Source organism: Stenotrophomonas sp. 86156_Sma, assembly GCF_056481625.1.
Map to the genome: position 1 here is coordinate 3,924,600 of NZ_CM151157.1, position 14,883 is coordinate 3,939,482.

14 protein-coding genes are annotated in these 14,883 nt (G+C 67.1%); 1 reads left to right on the forward strand and 13 read right to left on the reverse strand.

All coding sequences use genetic code 11. The features are described from left to right. Positions 1-150: 150 nt before the first annotated feature. Positions 151-1,848 carry a YbaL family putative K(+) efflux transporter gene (gene ybaL / locus ACZK33_RS18215; RefSeq protein ID WP_182266583.1) on the forward strand — a complete coding sequence of 566 codons (1,698 nt, stop codon included), beginning with the start codon at positions 151-153 and terminating at the stop codon, positions 1,846-1,848. A 586-nt stretch (positions 1,849-2,434) separates the two neighbouring features. Here ybaL and ACZK33_RS18220 read toward each other — a convergent pair. The 13 genes from ACZK33_RS18220 to ACZK33_RS18280 form a co-directional block, all read right to left on the reverse strand. After that, positions 2,435-2,680: a DUF2274 domain-containing protein gene (locus ACZK33_RS18220; RefSeq protein ID WP_033476337.1), complete on the reverse strand. Its 246-nt coding sequence runs from the start codon at positions 2,678-2,680 to the stop codon at positions 2,435-2,437. Beyond that, positions 2,677-3,951 (reverse strand): TraB/TrbI/VirB10 family type IV secretion system protein, encoded by a 1,275-nt coding sequence (locus ACZK33_RS18225; RefSeq protein WP_033476336.1) that lies wholly within the window; start codon positions 3,949-3,951, stop codon positions 2,677-2,679. Before ACZK33_RS18225 ends, ACZK33_RS18220 begins: the two co-directional genes overlap by 4 nt. A 2-nt stretch (positions 3,952-3,953) precedes the next feature. After that, entirely contained in the window at positions 3,954-4,946 is a 993-nt protein-coding gene (trbG, locus tag ACZK33_RS18230; RefSeq protein WP_033476335.1) for a P-type conjugative transfer protein TrbG, read from the reverse strand. Further along, on the reverse strand, positions 4,943-5,647 hold the full coding sequence (trbF, locus tag ACZK33_RS18235; RefSeq protein WP_033470270.1) for a conjugal transfer protein TrbF: 705 nt from the start codon (positions 5,645-5,647) through the stop codon (positions 4,943-4,945). The genes trbG and trbF overlap by 4 nt, the downstream gene beginning before the upstream one ends. 12 nt (positions 5,648-5,659) lie before the next feature. Next, positions 5,660-7,030 (reverse strand): P-type conjugative transfer protein TrbL, encoded by a 1,371-nt coding sequence (trbL, locus tag ACZK33_RS18240; RefSeq protein WP_033476333.1) that lies wholly within the window; start codon positions 7,028-7,030, stop codon positions 5,660-5,662. Continuing rightward, on the reverse strand, positions 7,027-7,311 hold the full coding sequence (locus tag ACZK33_RS18245) for a hypothetical protein (RefSeq protein WP_033476332.1): 285 nt from the start codon (positions 7,309-7,311) through the stop codon (positions 7,027-7,029). The genes trbL and ACZK33_RS18245 overlap by 4 nt, the downstream gene beginning before the upstream one ends. Before the next feature lie 11 nt (positions 7,312-7,322). Further along, complete coding sequence (gene trbJ / locus ACZK33_RS18250; RefSeq protein ID WP_033476331.1) at positions 7,323-8,048, reverse strand: P-type conjugative transfer protein TrbJ; 726 nt, start codon at positions 8,046-8,048, stop codon at positions 7,323-7,325. Beyond that, positions 8,045-10,510 (reverse strand): conjugal transfer protein TrbE, encoded by a 2,466-nt coding sequence (gene trbE, locus ACZK33_RS18255; protein ID WP_033476330.1) that lies wholly within the window; start codon positions 10,508-10,510, stop codon positions 8,045-8,047. The genes trbJ and trbE overlap by 4 nt, the downstream gene beginning before the upstream one ends. Positions 10,511-10,522: 12 nt before the next feature. Next, positions 10,523-10,795 (reverse strand): VirB3 family type IV secretion system protein, encoded by a 273-nt coding sequence (locus tag ACZK33_RS18260; protein ID WP_008786754.1) that lies wholly within the window; start codon positions 10,793-10,795, stop codon positions 10,523-10,525. Then, on the reverse strand, positions 10,792-11,190 hold the full coding sequence (locus ACZK33_RS18265) for a TrbC/VirB2 family type IV secretion system protein (RefSeq protein WP_033476329.1): 399 nt from the start codon (positions 11,188-11,190) through the stop codon (positions 10,792-10,794). Before ACZK33_RS18265 ends, ACZK33_RS18260 begins: the two co-directional genes overlap by 4 nt. Continuing rightward, on the reverse strand, positions 11,187-12,185 hold the full coding sequence (gene trbB / locus ACZK33_RS18270; RefSeq protein ID WP_478455104.1) for a P-type conjugative transfer ATPase TrbB: 999 nt from the start codon (positions 12,183-12,185) through the stop codon (positions 11,187-11,189). The genes ACZK33_RS18265 and trbB overlap by 4 nt, the downstream gene beginning before the upstream one ends. A gap of 68 nt (positions 12,186-12,253) precedes the next feature. Continuing rightward, the gene (locus ACZK33_RS18275; RefSeq protein WP_033476325.1) at positions 12,254-12,715 is read right to left on the reverse strand and encodes a ribbon-helix-helix protein, CopG family; all 462 of its coding nucleotides are present in this window, start codon (positions 12,713-12,715) and stop codon (positions 12,254-12,256) included. Continuing rightward, the gene (locus ACZK33_RS18280; RefSeq protein WP_085371722.1) at positions 12,712-14,727 is read right to left on the reverse strand and encodes a conjugal transfer protein TraG; all 2,016 of its coding nucleotides are present in this window, start codon (positions 14,725-14,727) and stop codon (positions 12,712-12,714) included. The genes ACZK33_RS18275 and ACZK33_RS18280 overlap by 4 nt, the downstream gene beginning before the upstream one ends. Positions 14,728-14,883 lie beyond the last annotated feature (156 nt).

A 14,883-nucleotide genomic window follows, 5' to 3' on the forward strand; every position in this document is an offset into this window, starting at 1 on the left:
TGGTAGTGCCGGCCGCTGGCCGGCAACTCCCTGGTGGGGTCAGATCCTTTTTCCTGCGGGAGAGGGATCTGACCCCATTCGCATTTAAGGTTTGCCGTATCTGGCGTCATCGGTGAAAATCGGGATACCCCCGTTTTCCTGCGAGTGCCGATGCACCATGACACCGACCTGATCAACATCGTTGCCGTTGGCCTCGGGCTCGCCTTCATCTTCGGCGCGCTGGCCAACAAGCTCCGCTTGTCTCCCCTGGTCGGTTACCTGGTTGCTGGCATCTGCGTAGGCCCGTTCACCCCCGGCTTCGTCGCCGACCAGGCGCTGGCCAACCAGCTGGCCGAGCTGGGCGTGATGCTGCTGATGTTCGGCGTCGGCCTGCACTTCTCGCTGAAGGACCTGATGGCGGTCAAGGCCATCGCCATCCCCGGTGCCATCGGCCAGATCGCGGTCGCTACCCTGCTCGGCTGGGGCGTGGCCTCGCTGATGGGCTGGCCAGCCCTGCATGGCGTCATCTTCGGTTTCTCGCTGGCCACCGCCAGTACCGTGGTACTGCTGCGGGCGATGGAGGAACGCCGCTTGCTGGAAACCATGCGCGGCAAGATCGCGGTCGGCTGGCTGATCGTGGAAGACCTGGCCTGTGTGCTGGCGCTGGTGATGATGCCGGTGATGGCCGGTGTGTTCGGCCCCGATGCGGCCAAGGAATCGCACTCGCTGGGCAGCGTGCTGGCCGACATCGGCTGGACCTTCGTGCAGCTGGGCCTGTTCGTGGCGGTGATGCTGGTGGTCGGGCGCCGGGTCATCCCGTGGATCCTCGAGCGTATCGCCGGCACCGGTTCGCGCGAACTGTTCACCCTGTCGGTGCTGGCGATCGCGCTGGGCGTGGCGTTCGGTTCGGCGATGCTGTTCGGCGTGTCCTTCGCGCTGGGCGCGTTCTTCGCCGGCATGCTGCTCAACGAATCGGAGCTGAGCCACAAGGCCGCGCATGATTCGCTGCCGTTGCGCGATGCGTTCGCAGTGCTGTTCTTCGTCTCGGTCGGCATGCTGTTCGACCCCAACATCCTCGTCCAGCACCCGTGGCAGGTGCTGGCCACGGTGCTGATCATCATGTTCGGCAAGTCGGCCGCCGCATTCTTCATCGTGCGCGCGTTCGGCCACCCGACCAGCACTGCGCTGACCATCTCGGCCAGCCTGGCGCAGATCGGCGAATTCGCCTTCATCATCGCCGGCCTCGGCGTCGCGCTGCAGATCCTGCCGAAGGAAGGCCAGTCGCTGGTGCTGGCCGGTGCGCTGGTGTCGATCATGCTCAACCCGCTGGTGTTCGGGCTGCTTGACCGTTGGCAGGCCAAGCAGGAGCAGTCGCCCCAGGCCGCCGAGCCGGAAGAGGCCACCGGTCCCTCGCGTGACCTGCATGACCATGCCATCGTCATTGGTTACGGCCGGGTCGGCAGCGAGCTGGCGCAGGTGCTGCGCGATCGTGGCGTGCCGGTGCTGGTGATCGATGACAACAAGGAGCACGTCGAACAGGCGCACGCCAAGGGCCTGGCGGCGATCCGTGGTAGTGCTGCTGCCGACCGCGTGCTGGCCGAAGCGCATCCGGAACGCGCGAAGATTGCGGTGCTGGCGATTCCTCAGCCGCTGGAAGCCGGTGAGGCGCTGGCCAAGCTGCGTGCGATCAATCCGGAGCTGACCCTGCTGGCGCGTGCGCACAGCGATGCGGAGGTGAAGCATCTGCTGGAGCACGGTGCGGATGGCACGGTGATGGCCGAGCGTGAGCTGGCCTATTCGCTGGCCGAGATGGTGATGGCCACGCCGCCGTATCGCGGGCTGGGACAGCACAGTATTCCGGTGGTGTGAGGAGTGTGGGTGCGGCAGGGCTTGCAGCCCTGCACCTGCTGAATCAACTTCAACTTCAACTTCAACTTCAACTTCAACTGCAACGGCAAAAGCAAAAGCTGACTCTCCGTGGAATGGCGGGGTGGGCCCGGTTGCAGGGGACGCCGTGAATCCGTCCATGGAGGCTCGGTCGCGCCATCCATGGCGCTCACGCCCCTGCAACCGGGCCCACCCTGCCTTCGACAATTTCCTGCGGCTGTTGGTAGGTGTCGACCTTGGTCGACACGGCGGTGCATCTGACCCCGGAAACAAAAAAGTTCTGGTGTCAAGTCCTTCGTGCAAATCACGTAGGGTTTGAAACCGTATATGGGACAGTAGGTTAGCTCTTTTCTCGGCCACTTTGGCGAAGTGTGGCCTCATGGGCTAGGAGCCACATAGGAGCGTTGGGAGAGAAAGCCGCATCGCACTATGTCGTGCTGGATTGCCGAGGGACGGCGGGCTTGTCTTGTCATCATAGCCCAGGCAGCTCTTGGCGGCATCCAGAATGAAGAACGCGCGGCCTTGGGCCGCGCGTTCGATGGATGCTGCTGGGCAGTGTTCGAGGCCATCATGTCGGCTTGGACGACACGCTCCGCGTCGTGGTGCCCTTCCTGAATCCTCGATCCCCTGCCATGAACGCCTCCAGCATGTGCGGGATCAGCGTTGCTGCATCGACCGCCTCGCCGTAGGTCTGCGCGTGCAGCGCGGCATAGCGGTCGAGGTCGGCTTTCAGGCTGGCCGGGCAGGCAAAGGCCAGCTTGACGCTCTCGGTCTTGGGCAGCGGCCCGAGCCGCAGTTTCTTAGCCGCGCTCATTGCGAAGCCCCTCTGTTGAAGAACAGCGGCTGGTACGGCCGCAGCACCAGATCCCGGTTCACGATGACGCGAACCGGCAGGCCGGGCCTGATGGTCAGCGTCGGCCGAATGTCCATGTTGCGCCGGGTAATCTCCTGGCCGACTTGATTGATGCTGTCCTGGGCGCTGTCGCGCCCGGCGATGACGATGCGGTTGCCGTCCTGGCGGTTCTCGGGTGCGGCCAGCTCGGCACCGACGCCCAGCAGCGTCGTCAGCACCGCGCCAGCGACGACGCGATCCCAATGCCAGTCCACGTCGTCCTCCAGGCCGGAGTAGCCGGCCGGGTCGGTGCCGATGAGGTTGTCGAGCGTCAGCGAGGACGTGTCGGGCAGGATGACCCGATTCCACACCACCTGCACGCGGCTCTGCCCGTGGCTGACCCGGCTGTTGTAGCGCCCGAGGATGCGCGATCCCTGCGGGATCAGCAGGAACTTGCCCGTGGCCGAGTCATAGACCGGCTCCGTCACCGTGGCGATCACGTCGCCCGGAAGATCGGACTTGATGCCCGTCACCAGTGCCCCAGCGATCACCGTTCCGGCCATAACCTGATACGGAGACGCCGGCAGCGCCAGATGGCCGGAATTGCGGGTTTCCTTAGAACCGCTTTGCAGGAACGCCTCGTTCTGGTCTTGCCGGCTCTGCGCGGCGGCTGGGGCGGCAAGCTGGGCCGCCACCGAGGCCGGCCCAGCCGCGAGCGGGTCGAAGGCCGCGAGCGTGCTGGCAGCGCCAGGTGCCCCCGGTGCCGCCTGCGCCACCGTGGCGGCAGCTTGCGCCTGGCCACCCGAGCGGAAGAATACCGACGAAGCCGCTGCGGCTTCCGCCTCCTTGCGCAAGGCGTCGTTGGGATCGTGGCCGGGGGCCGCGTAGGCGGCCACGGCGGGCTGCTGCGAGTTCACGATGGCTGGGCGAAGATCGCCCGGCAGTGGCGGCCCCAGCTCGGGCACCTTCTGCGGCAGCTTCGAGTAGTCGGACGGCAGGCCGTCCAGCCCTTCGGATTTCGAGACGCGATCGACGTTGTAAAGCTCGGTCTGCTCGCCCGCGCCGCGCCTCTGCGGTTGCAGCGACCAGATCGTGGCGCCGAGCACGGCGACCGACAGGCCGCCGACAAGGACGGCCAGCGTGCGCCGGTTCAGGCGAGTGACCGGGCGCGGCTGGGCGCGCAGCGCCACCGCCTCGGGCGCGACCTTGCCCGCCTGCGGCGTGGCGAGGTCGGGGGTGTCGTCCTGGCTCATTGTCAGTTCCTCCGTGCCACGCCATCCGTGCGCTCGATCCGCACCACGTCGCCCTTGTCACCGCCCAGGCGCAGCTCGGCCGCGCCAAAAAGGCGATCCACGATGTAGTACGGCGAGCGGAAGCGATAGTTCACCAGTTGCCCGTCACCTTCGGCCCCGATCACGAACAGCGGCGGCAGGTCGCCTTGCGCGATGCCGGCGGGAAACTGGATATAGACCTTCGCGCCATCGTCGAAGGCGCGCAGCGGCTTCCACGGCGGATTGCTGCCGCTGATCGCGTAGCGGAAGCGCAGGTTCTCCAGCGACAGGCCGCTATCGACCGGCGCGGCGGCGCTGGCCGCCTGCGCCTGGCGCTGCAAGGCCAGCATCCGGTCGCGCGGGTACTCCCAGGACACCGACGCCATCCATGTCTTGTCCGTGGAAGTCAATTCCAGCAGGTACGTCCTGCGGCTGGTGGTGATGACCAGATTGGTTTTCAGGCCCGAGCGGATGGGCTTCACCAGCACGTTCACGCGCAAGTCGGCACCGCTGCCGCTGGACGTGTCACCCACGATCCAGCGCACGGTATCGCCGGCGGCCACCGTCACCAGCTCCTCGCCGGGCTGGAGCGACACCACGGTCACGCGGCCCACGGCCGCATAGACCTGATAGAGCGCGCCATCGGTGAAGGGCCACACCTGAATCGCGTTGACGTAGCCCTCGCGCGTCGGCGCGACGCGGGCCTCGGCATTGGCCCGCGAGACGCGCACCTTCTCGTCGGCCGGCTCGGGCGCGGGCTTGGCGTCCTCGGCTTCCGGCACCGGCATCAACTGCGCCGGCATCGGCAGCACTTCGGGCACGGCCACGACTTCCACCGGCGCGGGCGGCTCCGGTAGCGGCTGGGCCTGCACCGGCTCATCGAGCGAGATGGTCGGCGGCGGCTTGCCCTGCGTGGCGCAGCCCGCCAGGGCAACAAGCATCAACGGCAAAGCGTGAAAGCGGAAAGACAGGTTCATGGTTTTGCTCCTTCGGAAGAATCCAGTTCGCGGCTCCACGACAGGCCGTTGACGTAGATGCCCAGCGGGTTCTTGCGCAGGCGTTCTTCGGTGCGCGGCGGTTGAAGCACGATGGACACCACCGCCGTCCACCGCTCCAAGCCCGCCGCGGCACCGTTGACGTAGCGGCGTTCCGTCCAGCGCACGTTGAAAGACGTGTCGCTGGCGCGCACGACGCTGGTGATCTGCACCGTCACCGACTCCTTGCCGATGCGCGCGAACGGGTCGTTGACCCGCGCGTAATCGTTGAGCACGGCTGCGCCTTTGTCGGTCGTGTAGTCGTAGGCGTCCAGCCAGTTTTGGCGGACGACGATGGGGTCGATGGACAGCGAGCGCACCAGCGTCACGAAGCGCGCGATGTGGTGCGCCGTCTGCGCATCGTTGGGCCGATATGGCGTAGCGGCTTCGCCGACGGCGCGCACCTGGCCCGCGTTGTCCACCTCCACGACGTAGGGTGTGACGATGGACTGCGCCGAGCGCCACACCAGGCCGCCGGCCATCAGCAGCGCGAGCGTCAGGCACCCAAACGCCATCAAGCGCCAGTTCTTCGCCTGCACGCGCGGCGAGCCGATACGGTCGTCCCACACCTGGCCGGCGGCTTGGTACGGCGTGGCAGGCTGCGGCGTGTCGGCGTAGCGCACCTGCGGCTTCTTGAATCGCATGGTCAGTTCTCCTTATGAATCGGAATCGCGCAGGCTCGGCCCCTGGCCGGAGCCACCGCCATCGCCACCGCGCAGCGTGTGGGCGGTGGTGGTCGCGGCGTGGGTGAGTTGCTGGCGGCGTTGCAGCCGCTTGGCCCAGGCAGGCTGCTCGGGGGGCTGTGCAGCGGCAGCGCCTGCGGGGGCTTCGCTGGTGGCGGTCTGACCGGCTGACGCGCCGGCGTCGCCGTTCCAGCCGGCGCGGAACGGTGCGGCCATGCGCTGCCCAGCAGCGGAAGCGCGGGATGCGGCAGCGCGTCCGGCAGACTGCGCGCCGGTCTTGGCGACGTTGCCCAAGCCGGCCATCGCACCCTTGGCACCGCCGCCTGCTGCGGCGGAACCCGCTTGGAACGCCGACTTCGCGCTGCCAGCCGCCGACGTGGCGGCACGCGCGCCGCTGCCGGCCAGCTTGGCGGCGGCCGGGGCCATGCGGGCACCAGCGGCCACCGCACCGCCGACGCCAGTAGCCGCCGCACCCACAGCCACCGCCGTTCCGGCTGCGCCGACAGCGGCACCAGCCATCGCGCCCGCGCCGAGCTGGGGCGCACCGGACACGAGGCCCGTGGCGATGCCAGGGCCGAAGATCCCCAGCGCCAGCAAGGTGAGCGAGGCCAGCATGATGACCAGCGCGTGGTCGATGTTCGGCTCGGCGGGATGGACTTGGAACTGCGAGAACAGGCCCGAGCCGATGCCGACGATCACGGCCAGCACCAGCACCTTGATGCCGGCGGCCACGACATTGCCCAGCACCTTCTCGGCGAGAAAGCTGGTCTTGTTCCACAGCGCGAACGGCACCAGCACGAACCCTGCGAGCGTGGTCAGTTTGAACTCGATCAGCGTGATGAAAAGCTGGATCGCCAGCACGAAGAAGCACAGCACCACGACCAGCCACGCGAGGAACATCACCACGATTGGATCGAGATTGGCGAACACTTCGGGGAAGCCCGCCATCTCGCCGATCTGTTCCAGAATCGGCGCTCCGGCGTCGATGCCGGTCTTGGCAAGCCGGCCCGGCTGCAAGAAGTTCTCCATCGTGATGGCCGAGCCGGTGGCGGTGATGCCCAATCCCGCAAACGAGCGGAACACGATGCTGGCCAGCCAGTTGAAGTTGTTGAGGATGTAGGCGAAGGCACCGACGTAGAGCACCTTGCGCAGCAGCTTGGCGATCACGTCCTCGCCCTGGCCGGTGGCGTGGCTCATGGCCCAATACAGGCCGGCGATCGTCATGTCGATGACGATGAGCGTGGCCGTGAGGAACGCCACTTCGCCGCGCAGCAGCCCGAAACCCGAGTCGATGTAGGTGGCGAAGGTGTTGAGGAACTGGTCGATGATGGTCACGTCATTCATGGCGTGCCCTCCGGTTCCTCGAAGCTGGGCGGGATCGGCGGCAGGTCGGCCAGCGTCTGGTATTCATCTGGCCCGGCCTCGCCGGAAAAGAAGCGCCGCCGGAAGGCTTCGGCGGCGGCGCGGCAAGCGTCCTCGCCCGTGGCCTGCCGGTCGGCCGCGCATTGCGCGCGCAATGCCTTGAGCCGCACGGGATCGGCGGCCAAGGCATCGGCAAGGTTGTCGGCCGGCTGCTCGCCGCAAGCGGCCAGCAGCACGGCACCAAGGACGAGGACGCATCGCATGTCGGCCCCCGTCAGTCGCGGTAGAAGTTGACGGACTGCGGCGTGTACGGCGTGCCTTCCCCGAGGAAGCGCCGCCGCACTTCGCGGGCGCGCTCGGTGGCCGCCGCCTGCCGCGCCAGTTCCAGCGAGGCGGCCCGGTCTTGCGTGATCTGGAGCCGCTGCGACTGGATCGACTGCTTGGCCTGCAAGGCGAGCAACTGATTCATGGCCTGCATCGCCTGCAACGCGCCTTGCGCCGACTGGCTCTTGCCGACCAGATCGGCCAGCACGCTTTCGTCTTCGCCCAGGTTCTGCGACACCTGCGCCTGCATCTGCATGGTGGTCTGCAAGCCGTTGAGCGTGTTCTTCCACCGCTCCTGGGCATCGCGGTACATCTGGTCGCCACTGACGGTGGCGGCGTACTGCTCCGGGTACAGGCGGGCGAACTCCCGATCCAGATTCGTCACGTCGTAGGCCAATCCTCGGGCCTGAGCGATCAGCCGCTCGGTCGTTGCCAGGTTGGCGCGCAACTGGCCGACCACGCTGGACGGCAAGCTGGCGAGGTTGCGCGCCTGGTTCATGAGCATTTGCGCTTCGTTCTGGAGCTGGCGAATCTGGTTGTTGATCTGCTCCAACGTGCGGATCGCGGTCATCGTGTTCTGCACGAGGTTCGTAGGGTCGATCACGACCCATTGCGCATGGGCGGTGGCGGTGCAAAGCATGGCCGCGATGGCAGCGGCGACAAGGCGCTTCTTCATGGCAGGTTCTCCAGGGGTTGGTCAGCGAGGGAACCCGGCGCGAGGCCGGGGAACGAGGGCAGCAGGTCAGCCGCCCAATCGAGGCCGCGATGGCGCAGCCAGGCGCCCGCGAAGCCGGGCGTGCCGGCGTCCAGCAGCACGCGGCCAAGAACTTCATCAATGGCGCGCTGGTCTTGCGGCGTGGAAGCGCCCGCAAAGGCCAGCGTCGCCGGCCCCAGGTCGAGGTCGAACAGGCGGTTGCCGAGGCGGGATTGGTAGTAGTAGTCGCGCTTGGGCTGCGCGGTGGCGACGATCTCGATCTGCCGCCTGTTGAGGCCGAAGCCCTCGTAGATCGTGCGAATCTGCGGCTCGGTCGCCTGTGGGTTGGCGAGGAAGATGCGGCTTGCGCAGCTTTCGATGATCGCGGGCGCGATACTCGAATCCTTGATGTCCGCAAGCGACTGCGTGGCGAAGATGACGCTGACGTTCTTCTTGCGCAGCGTCTTGAGCCACTGGCGGATGCGCGCGGCAAACACCGGGTCATCAAGGAACAGCCACGCTTCATCGAGGATCAGCAGCGTGGGCGCACCGTCAAAGCGTTCATCGAAGCGCGCAAAGAGGTAGTGCAGCACGGCCATGACGGCGGCCTTGCTGTGCATCAGCTCCTCCATCTCGAAGCACTGCACGTCAGCCATGCCCAGCCGGTCGTGATCGGCGTCCAGCAGCTTGCCGTGCGCGCCGCCGAGCACATAAGGCGCGAGCGCTTGGCGCAGCGCATTGCTCTGCAACAGCACGGACAGCCCGGTCATCGTGCGCTGCTCCACCGGCGCACCGGCAAGGCTTTGCAGCGCCGACCAGATGGCCGCCTTCTCGTCCGGGCCGACCGCCACGCCTTCGTGCAGCAAGCGCCCCTCGATCCATTCGGCGGCCCAGGTGCGGTAGCCCTCGCGGTCGATGCGGGCCAAGGGCTGGAAGGCGATTTCTCCATCCATGCCCAGGTCGTAGTGCTCGCCCCCCAGCCCGAGGATGGTGGCGCGCATCGAACGCCCCATGTCGAACGCGAAGATGCGCGAGCCGCGATAGCGGCGAAACTGCATCGCCAGCGTGGCGAGCAAAACCGACTTGCCCATGCCGGTCGGGCCGGCGACCAGCGTGTGGCCCACGTCGCCGATGTGCGTCACCAGCCGGAACGGCGTCGCGCCATCGGTGCGGGTGACGATCAGCGGCGGGCCGTCGAGGTGGGCATTGCGCTCGGGGCCAGCCCACACGGCGGACACCGGCATCATGTGCGCCAGATTGAGGGTCGAGATGATCGGCTGCCGGACATTCGCATAGGCGTTGCCCGGAAGCGAGGACAGCCACGCATCCACGGCATTGAGCGTTTCGGGGATGGTGACGAAGCCGCGCCCCTGAATGACGCGCTCCACCATGCGCAGCTTCTCGTCGGCTGCGCCGGCGTCCTCGTCCATGACGGTGACGGTCGCCGTCAGGTAGCCGAAGGCGACTTGATCGCTGCCCAGCTCCTGCAAGGCGGCATCGGCATCGGCGGCCTTGTTGTTGGCGTCGGTATCCACCAGCGGGCTTTCCTGCTGGAAGATCGTTTCGCGCAGCAGCGCGATGACGTTCTTGCGCTTGGCGAACCACTGGCGGCGCAGACGCCCCAATTCCCGTTCCGCCTCGGATTTGTCGAGGCACAGAAAGCGCGTACTCCAGCGATACCCAAATCCCAGGCGGTTGAGGTCGTCCAGAATCCCCGGCCAGGTCGAGGTCGGAAAGCCCCGCACCGACACCACGCGCAGGTGCTGGTCGCCCAGCATGGGCGCGAGGCCACCGACCAGCGGCGAGTCGGTCAGCAGTGCGTCGATGTGGAACGGCACTTCAGGCACGCCGATGCGGTAGTGTCGCGTCGAGATGGTCGAGTGCAGATAGGTCAGTGTCTGGCTGTCGTCCAGCCAGGAGACTTCCGGCATCACGCCATCGAGCAGATCAAAGACCCGATCCGTTTCCGCAACGAAGGATTGCAGCCGTTCGCGCCAGTCCACGCCATTCGTCGGCGTGTTCTCGTAGAGCATCTTGGCGGCCCGGGCGCGCGACTCCTCCGGCGGCAGGTATTGCAGCGTGAAGTGGTAGATGCTCTCGAAATGGCTGTCCGACTCCTCGAACGCCGCACGTCGCTCCTCGTCCACCAGCCAGGACAGCGGCTCGGGAAACGAGGACTGCGGATAGCGCGATGCCCGCATCCGCTCGGCGTCGATATAGAAGGCCCAGCCAGAGCCGGTGCGGCGAAGCGCGTTGTTCTGCCGCGCCGCTGTGGCGATCAATTCGCCCTGTGTCGCACTGTCCAAGTCGGGGCCGCGGAACTGGAACGATCGTTGAAATGAGCCGTCTTTGTTCAGCACGACGCCCGGCGCGACCAGTCCGGCCCAGGGCAGCCAGTCGGCGAGCAAGGCCGGACGCTGGCGGTATTCGGCGAGGTTCAGCATGGCGGCATCCCCTCACACGTCCAGCAGCGGGCGGTGCTTGATGTGCCGGGCGAACACGGCCATGAACTGCGGATCGACGCGCGCACCCCATACCGCCAGCGAATGGCCGACGATCCAAAGCACGACGCCCGGAATCCACAGTTGCAGGCCCAGCCCGACGGCGGCGGCCAGCGTGCCGTTGGCGATCGCCACGGTACGCGGCGCGCCGCCCAGCAGGATCGGCTCGGTGAGCGAGCGGTGCAAAGGCACCTCGAACCCGGCCGCGAAGCTATCCGGGCCGCTCATACGACAGCCCCGCCCGAGAACGAAAAGAACGACAGGAAGAAGCTCGAAGCTGCGAACGCGATGGACAGGCCGAACACGATCTGAATCAGCTTTCGGAAGCCGCCCGACGTGTCGCCGAAGGCCAGCGCGAGGCCTGTGGCGATGATGATGATGACGGCCACGATGCGCGCCACCGGCCCCTGGATGGATTCGAGGATGGATTGCAGCGGGCCTTCCCAGGGCATCGAGGAACCGGCGGCCTGCGCGGTTCCGGCCAGGAACAGCAGCAACGCGGCCAGCATCAGCCCTTGCGCCGCAGGACGGGCCAGGCTGTGCAGCCGCGAGAGGCCATCGGGGCCGGACAGGCTGAAATGCGGATTTACGGAAACACGGAAAGCATGGGCGTGCGTCGTCATGGAAGTTCTCCAGAAAGGTCGAGGGATGGTGAAGTCGCCGCAGCGGGTGCGGCGTTGGGAAATGGCGGCAGTTCGGGAAACGGCGTCTCCAGCGCGTCCGCCAGTTGGTAGCCCACGCCGTCAAAGCCGACGACGCGGGCGATGCTCTCGATGCGGCGCTTGCGCCCGCGTCCGGCGATGTGGATCACCACGTTGACCGCCTCGGCGATCAGCGCACGCGGCGGGTTCACCGCCACTTCGAGAATCAGTTGCTCGATGCGCAGCAGTGCGCCCAGCGCGGAACCCGCGTGGATCGTGGCGATGCCGCCGGGGTGGCCCGTGCCCCACACCTTGATGAGATCCAGCGCCTCGGCACCGCGCACTTCGCCGACGACGACGCGATCCGGCCGCAGGCGCATGGACGAGCGCACCAGTTCGGTCATGGACACCACGCCTGCGCGCGTGCGCAGCGGCACGTGGTCGCGGGCCGCGCATTGCAGCTCTACCGTGTCTTCGAGCACCAGCACGCGGTCGCCGGTGGCGGCGATTTCGGCGAGCAAGGCATTGGCGAGCGTGGTCTTGCCGCTGCTGGTGGCCCCGGCGATCAGGACGTTCTGGTGCTCGCGCACGGCGCGCACCAGAAAGCCCGCCTGGGCGGCGGTCATCATTCCGTCCACGACGTACCGCTCCAGCGGGATCACGCCGATGGCGCGCTTGCGCAGCGCGAAGGCCGGCCCCGGCGCAGCGGGCGGCAAGATGCCCTCGAAGCGTTCGCCGGTTTCGGGCAGTTCGGCGGATAGCAGCGGCTGGCCGCGATGCACCTCCGCGCCGACGTGGGCGGCGACCAGGCGGATGATTCGCTCGCCATCGGCCTCGGGCAGCTCTACGTCCATAGGCGCGCGGCCCGACGACAGGCGATCCAGCCAAAGGGTGCGATCAGGGTTGAGCATGATTTCCACCACGTCGGGGTCTTCGAGCGCGGTGGCGATCAGCGGCCCCATTGCCGTGCGCAGCATCTGGATGCGCCGGTCGAGCGAAGCCGCAGCGGATGAGCGTGGCTCGGGCGGGAGTTGCGGAACGGCGCTCATGACGCACGCTCCCGCGCCTGGGCTGCTGCCGCCGCGTCTTCCATCCGCACCGGGTCGGGGTGCAGTTCCTCCACCACGTCGCGCACCAGGCTGCGCCCGCGCAGCAGGTGGCGGCCAAGCTGCTCCACGAACTGCTCGAAGCGCGCCTTGCCCTGAGCGCGGGCCGCCTCTTGGTGCGCCTCGGGAACCGGCGTGCTGACGGTCAGGTAGTAGCGGACGAACAGCGCGAGCGTTTCGATGGCGATGCTCTGGTCACGCTCCATGCGCTCGGCCTGGCGCGACAGTCGATCCAGCCGCTTGGCGATCGCCGCCTCACGTTGGTCGGCCGCGTCCGGCGACAGCCAGGACGCCAAGGCAGCGGCGACGATGCTGGACTTGGACACGCCTTTCTTGGCGGCCAGTTCATCGAGCCGCTTGGCGTGCTCGGGCTGGATAAAGAGATTCAGGCGGTAGGTCATAGGTCGATGCCGTCGTTGGGATCGAGGGACGCCAGCCGGGCCACGCGCTGCATGGCCGGATCAAGCTGGCGAGGAAGGGGAAGCGGCAGGTCGTCGTCGTCATCGAGCAACGCCAGGTCGGCCGCGGGCGCGGCCAGCTCGGGGGCGTAGGCGACGGCCTCCGTTAGCTCGGGCTGACGGCGCGGGCCGCCGTCGTCGGCCGACGCGCCGAAGCCTTCGGCGGCATCGGCCGCAGGCGCGGCGGGCACGGCAGGAATCGCCAGCCCGCTCCAGTCGTCCGGGCGCAGCGGCGGCGCGTCGGCGTACTGTCCGCCCGCAAGCGCCGGCGGCGGCAGCACGCGCCGCTTGAAATTGGCGTCGGCGTAATAGCGCAGCTTCCGGGCCTTGATCGGGGCCACGCTGGACACCATGACCACGGCCTCGTCCGGCGGTAGCTGCATCACCTCGCCCGGCGTCAGCAGCGGGCGGGCCGTCTCCTGGCGCGACACCATGAGGTGCCCCAGCCACGGCGCGAGCCGGTGGCCCGCGTAGTTGCGCTGTGCGCGCAGTTCGGTGGCGGTGCCCAGCGTCTCGGAAATACGTTTGGCCGTGCGTTCGTCATTGGTCGCAAACGTCACGCGGACGTGGCAGTTGTCCAGAATCGAATGGTTCTGGCCGTAGGCTTTGTCGATCTGGTTGAGCGACTGCGCGATGAGGAAGCTGCGGATGCCGTAGCCCGCCATGAAGGCCAAGGCCGTCTCGAAGAAGTCGAGCCGGCCCAGGGCCGGGAACTCGTCGAGCATCAGCAGCAGCTTGTGGCGGCGCTCGATGCCGTCGCTCCCGTCGAGCGATTCGGTGAGGCGTCGCCCGATCTGGTTGAGGATCAACCGGATCAAGGGCTTCGTGCGGCTAATGTCCGAAGGCGGCACCACCAGGTACAGCGACACCGGATGCGCGGCTGAAATGAGGTCGGCAATGCGCCAGTCACAGCGCGACGTGACTTCGGCCACCGTGGGATCGCGGTACAGGCCGAGGAACGACATGGCGGTGCTCAACACGCCGGAACGCTCGTTGTCCGATTTGTTGAGCACTTCGCGCGCGGCCGAAGCGACGACCGGATGCGGGCCACCACCTTCCTCGTTCACGAGGTGTGGCGTGGTCATCATCCGGTGCAAGGTCAGCTCGAACGGGCTGGCCGGGTCGCTGAGGAAGTTGGCGACGCCGCGCAGCGTCTTGTCTTCGCCCGCGTAGAGCACATGCAGGATGGCGCCGACCAGCAGCGCGTGGCTGGTCTTTTCCCAATGGTTGCGCTTCTCCAGCGCGCCTTCGGGATCAACCAGAATGTCCGCGATGTTCTGCACGTCGCGCACTTCATGCGCGCCGCGCCGCACCTCCAGCAGCGGGTTGTAGGCCGCCGACTTCGCATCCGTGGGGTTGAACAGCAGACAGTGGCTGAAACGGCTGCGCCAGCCAGCGGTGATCTGCCAGTTCTCGCCCTTGATGTCGTGGATGACCGCCGAAGCCGGCCAGCTCAACAACGTGGGCACCACTAGGCCGACGCCCTTGCCGCTGCGCGTGGGCGCGAACGTCAGGACATGCTCTGGCCCTTCATGGCGCAGGTACTGGCGGTCGTGCTGACCGAGGAACACGCCGGCCGGCTGCGTGAGTCCCGCCTTGCGAATGTCCTGCGCGTTCGCCCAGCGGGCCGATCCGTAGGTCGTGACAAGGCGTGCCTGCCGCGAGCGCCAGACCGACATAGCAATGGCGACGGCCACGGCGACCATGCCACTGCTGCCAGCGATGGCTCCGCCGGTGTCGAAGATTTCCGGGGTATAGGCGCCGTAAGAAAACCACCACTCAAACAGCTTCCACGGGTGATAGATCGGCGTGCCAAGAAGATCGAACCAGGGCGAGCCAAGGCGTACTTGATAACCAAGGGCGGCTGCTGTCCATTGTGTGGCGCCCCACACTCCGGCGATCACGATGCCGAATACCACGGCGATCTGACCGAACAGCACGTTCGTCCCTTGCATGACCTGGCCTCCGATTTCTCCTGCGCTGATTCCTCATGGAAAAAGCGGCACAAGGACGTGCCGCAGGCGTCAGGATCGGTGCCGGGTCAGTGCCGGTCAAAGACCGTTTTAAGCAGAAAGATCGAGGAAAAAGAAAGAATTAGCGCGGTAGCGAGC

Bases quoted from the DNA above. Each gene is read 5' to 3' on its own strand.
- trbG (WP_033476335.1), bottom strand. From the start codon at position 4,946: ATGAACCTGTCTTTCCGCTTTCACGCTTTGCCGTTGATGCTTGTTGCC.
- trbB (WP_478455104.1), bottom strand. From the start codon at position 12,185: ATGCTGCGCACGGCAATGGGGCCGCTGATCGCCACCGCGCTCGAAGAC.
- ybaL (WP_182266583.1), top strand. From the start codon at position 151: ATGCACCATGACACCGACCTGATCAACATCGTTGCCGTTGGCCTCGGG.
- trbF (WP_033470270.1), bottom strand. From the start codon at position 5,647: ATGCGATTCAAGAAGCCGCAGGTGCGCTACGCCGACACGCCGCAGCCT.
- ACZK33_RS18245 (WP_033476332.1), bottom strand. From the start codon at position 7,311: ATGCGATGCGTCCTCGTCCTTGGTGCCGTGCTGCTGGCCGCTTGCGGC.
- ACZK33_RS18275 (WP_033476325.1), bottom strand. From the start codon at position 12,715: ATGACCTACCGCCTGAATCTCTTTATCCAGCCCGAGCACGCCAAGCGG.
- ACZK33_RS18280 (WP_085371722.1), bottom strand. From the start codon at position 14,727: ATGCAAGGGACGAACGTGCTGTTCGGTCAGATCGCCGTGGTATTCGGC.
- ACZK33_RS18220 (WP_033476337.1), bottom strand. From the start codon at position 2,680: ATGAGCGCGGCTAAGAAACTGCGGCTCGGGCCGCTGCCCAAGACCGAG.
- ACZK33_RS18225 (WP_033476336.1), bottom strand. From the start codon at position 3,951: ATGAGCCAGGACGACACCCCCGACCTCGCCACGCCGCAGGCGGGCAAG.
- ACZK33_RS18260 (WP_008786754.1), bottom strand. From the start codon at position 10,795: ATGAGCGGCCCGGATAGCTTCGCGGCCGGGTTCGAGGTGCCTTTGCAC.
- ACZK33_RS18265 (WP_033476329.1), bottom strand. From the start codon at position 11,190: ATGACGACGCACGCCCATGCTTTCCGTGTTTCCGTAAATCCGCATTTC.
- trbE (WP_033476330.1), bottom strand. From the start codon at position 10,510: ATGCTGAACCTCGCCGAATACCGCCAGCGTCCGGCCTTGCTCGCCGAC.
- trbL (WP_033476333.1), bottom strand. From the start codon at position 7,030: ATGAATGACGTGACCATCATCGACCAGTTCCTCAACACCTTCGCCACC.
- trbJ (WP_033476331.1), bottom strand. From the start codon at position 8,048: ATGAAGAAGCGCCTTGTCGCCGCTGCCATCGCGGCCATGCTTTGCACC.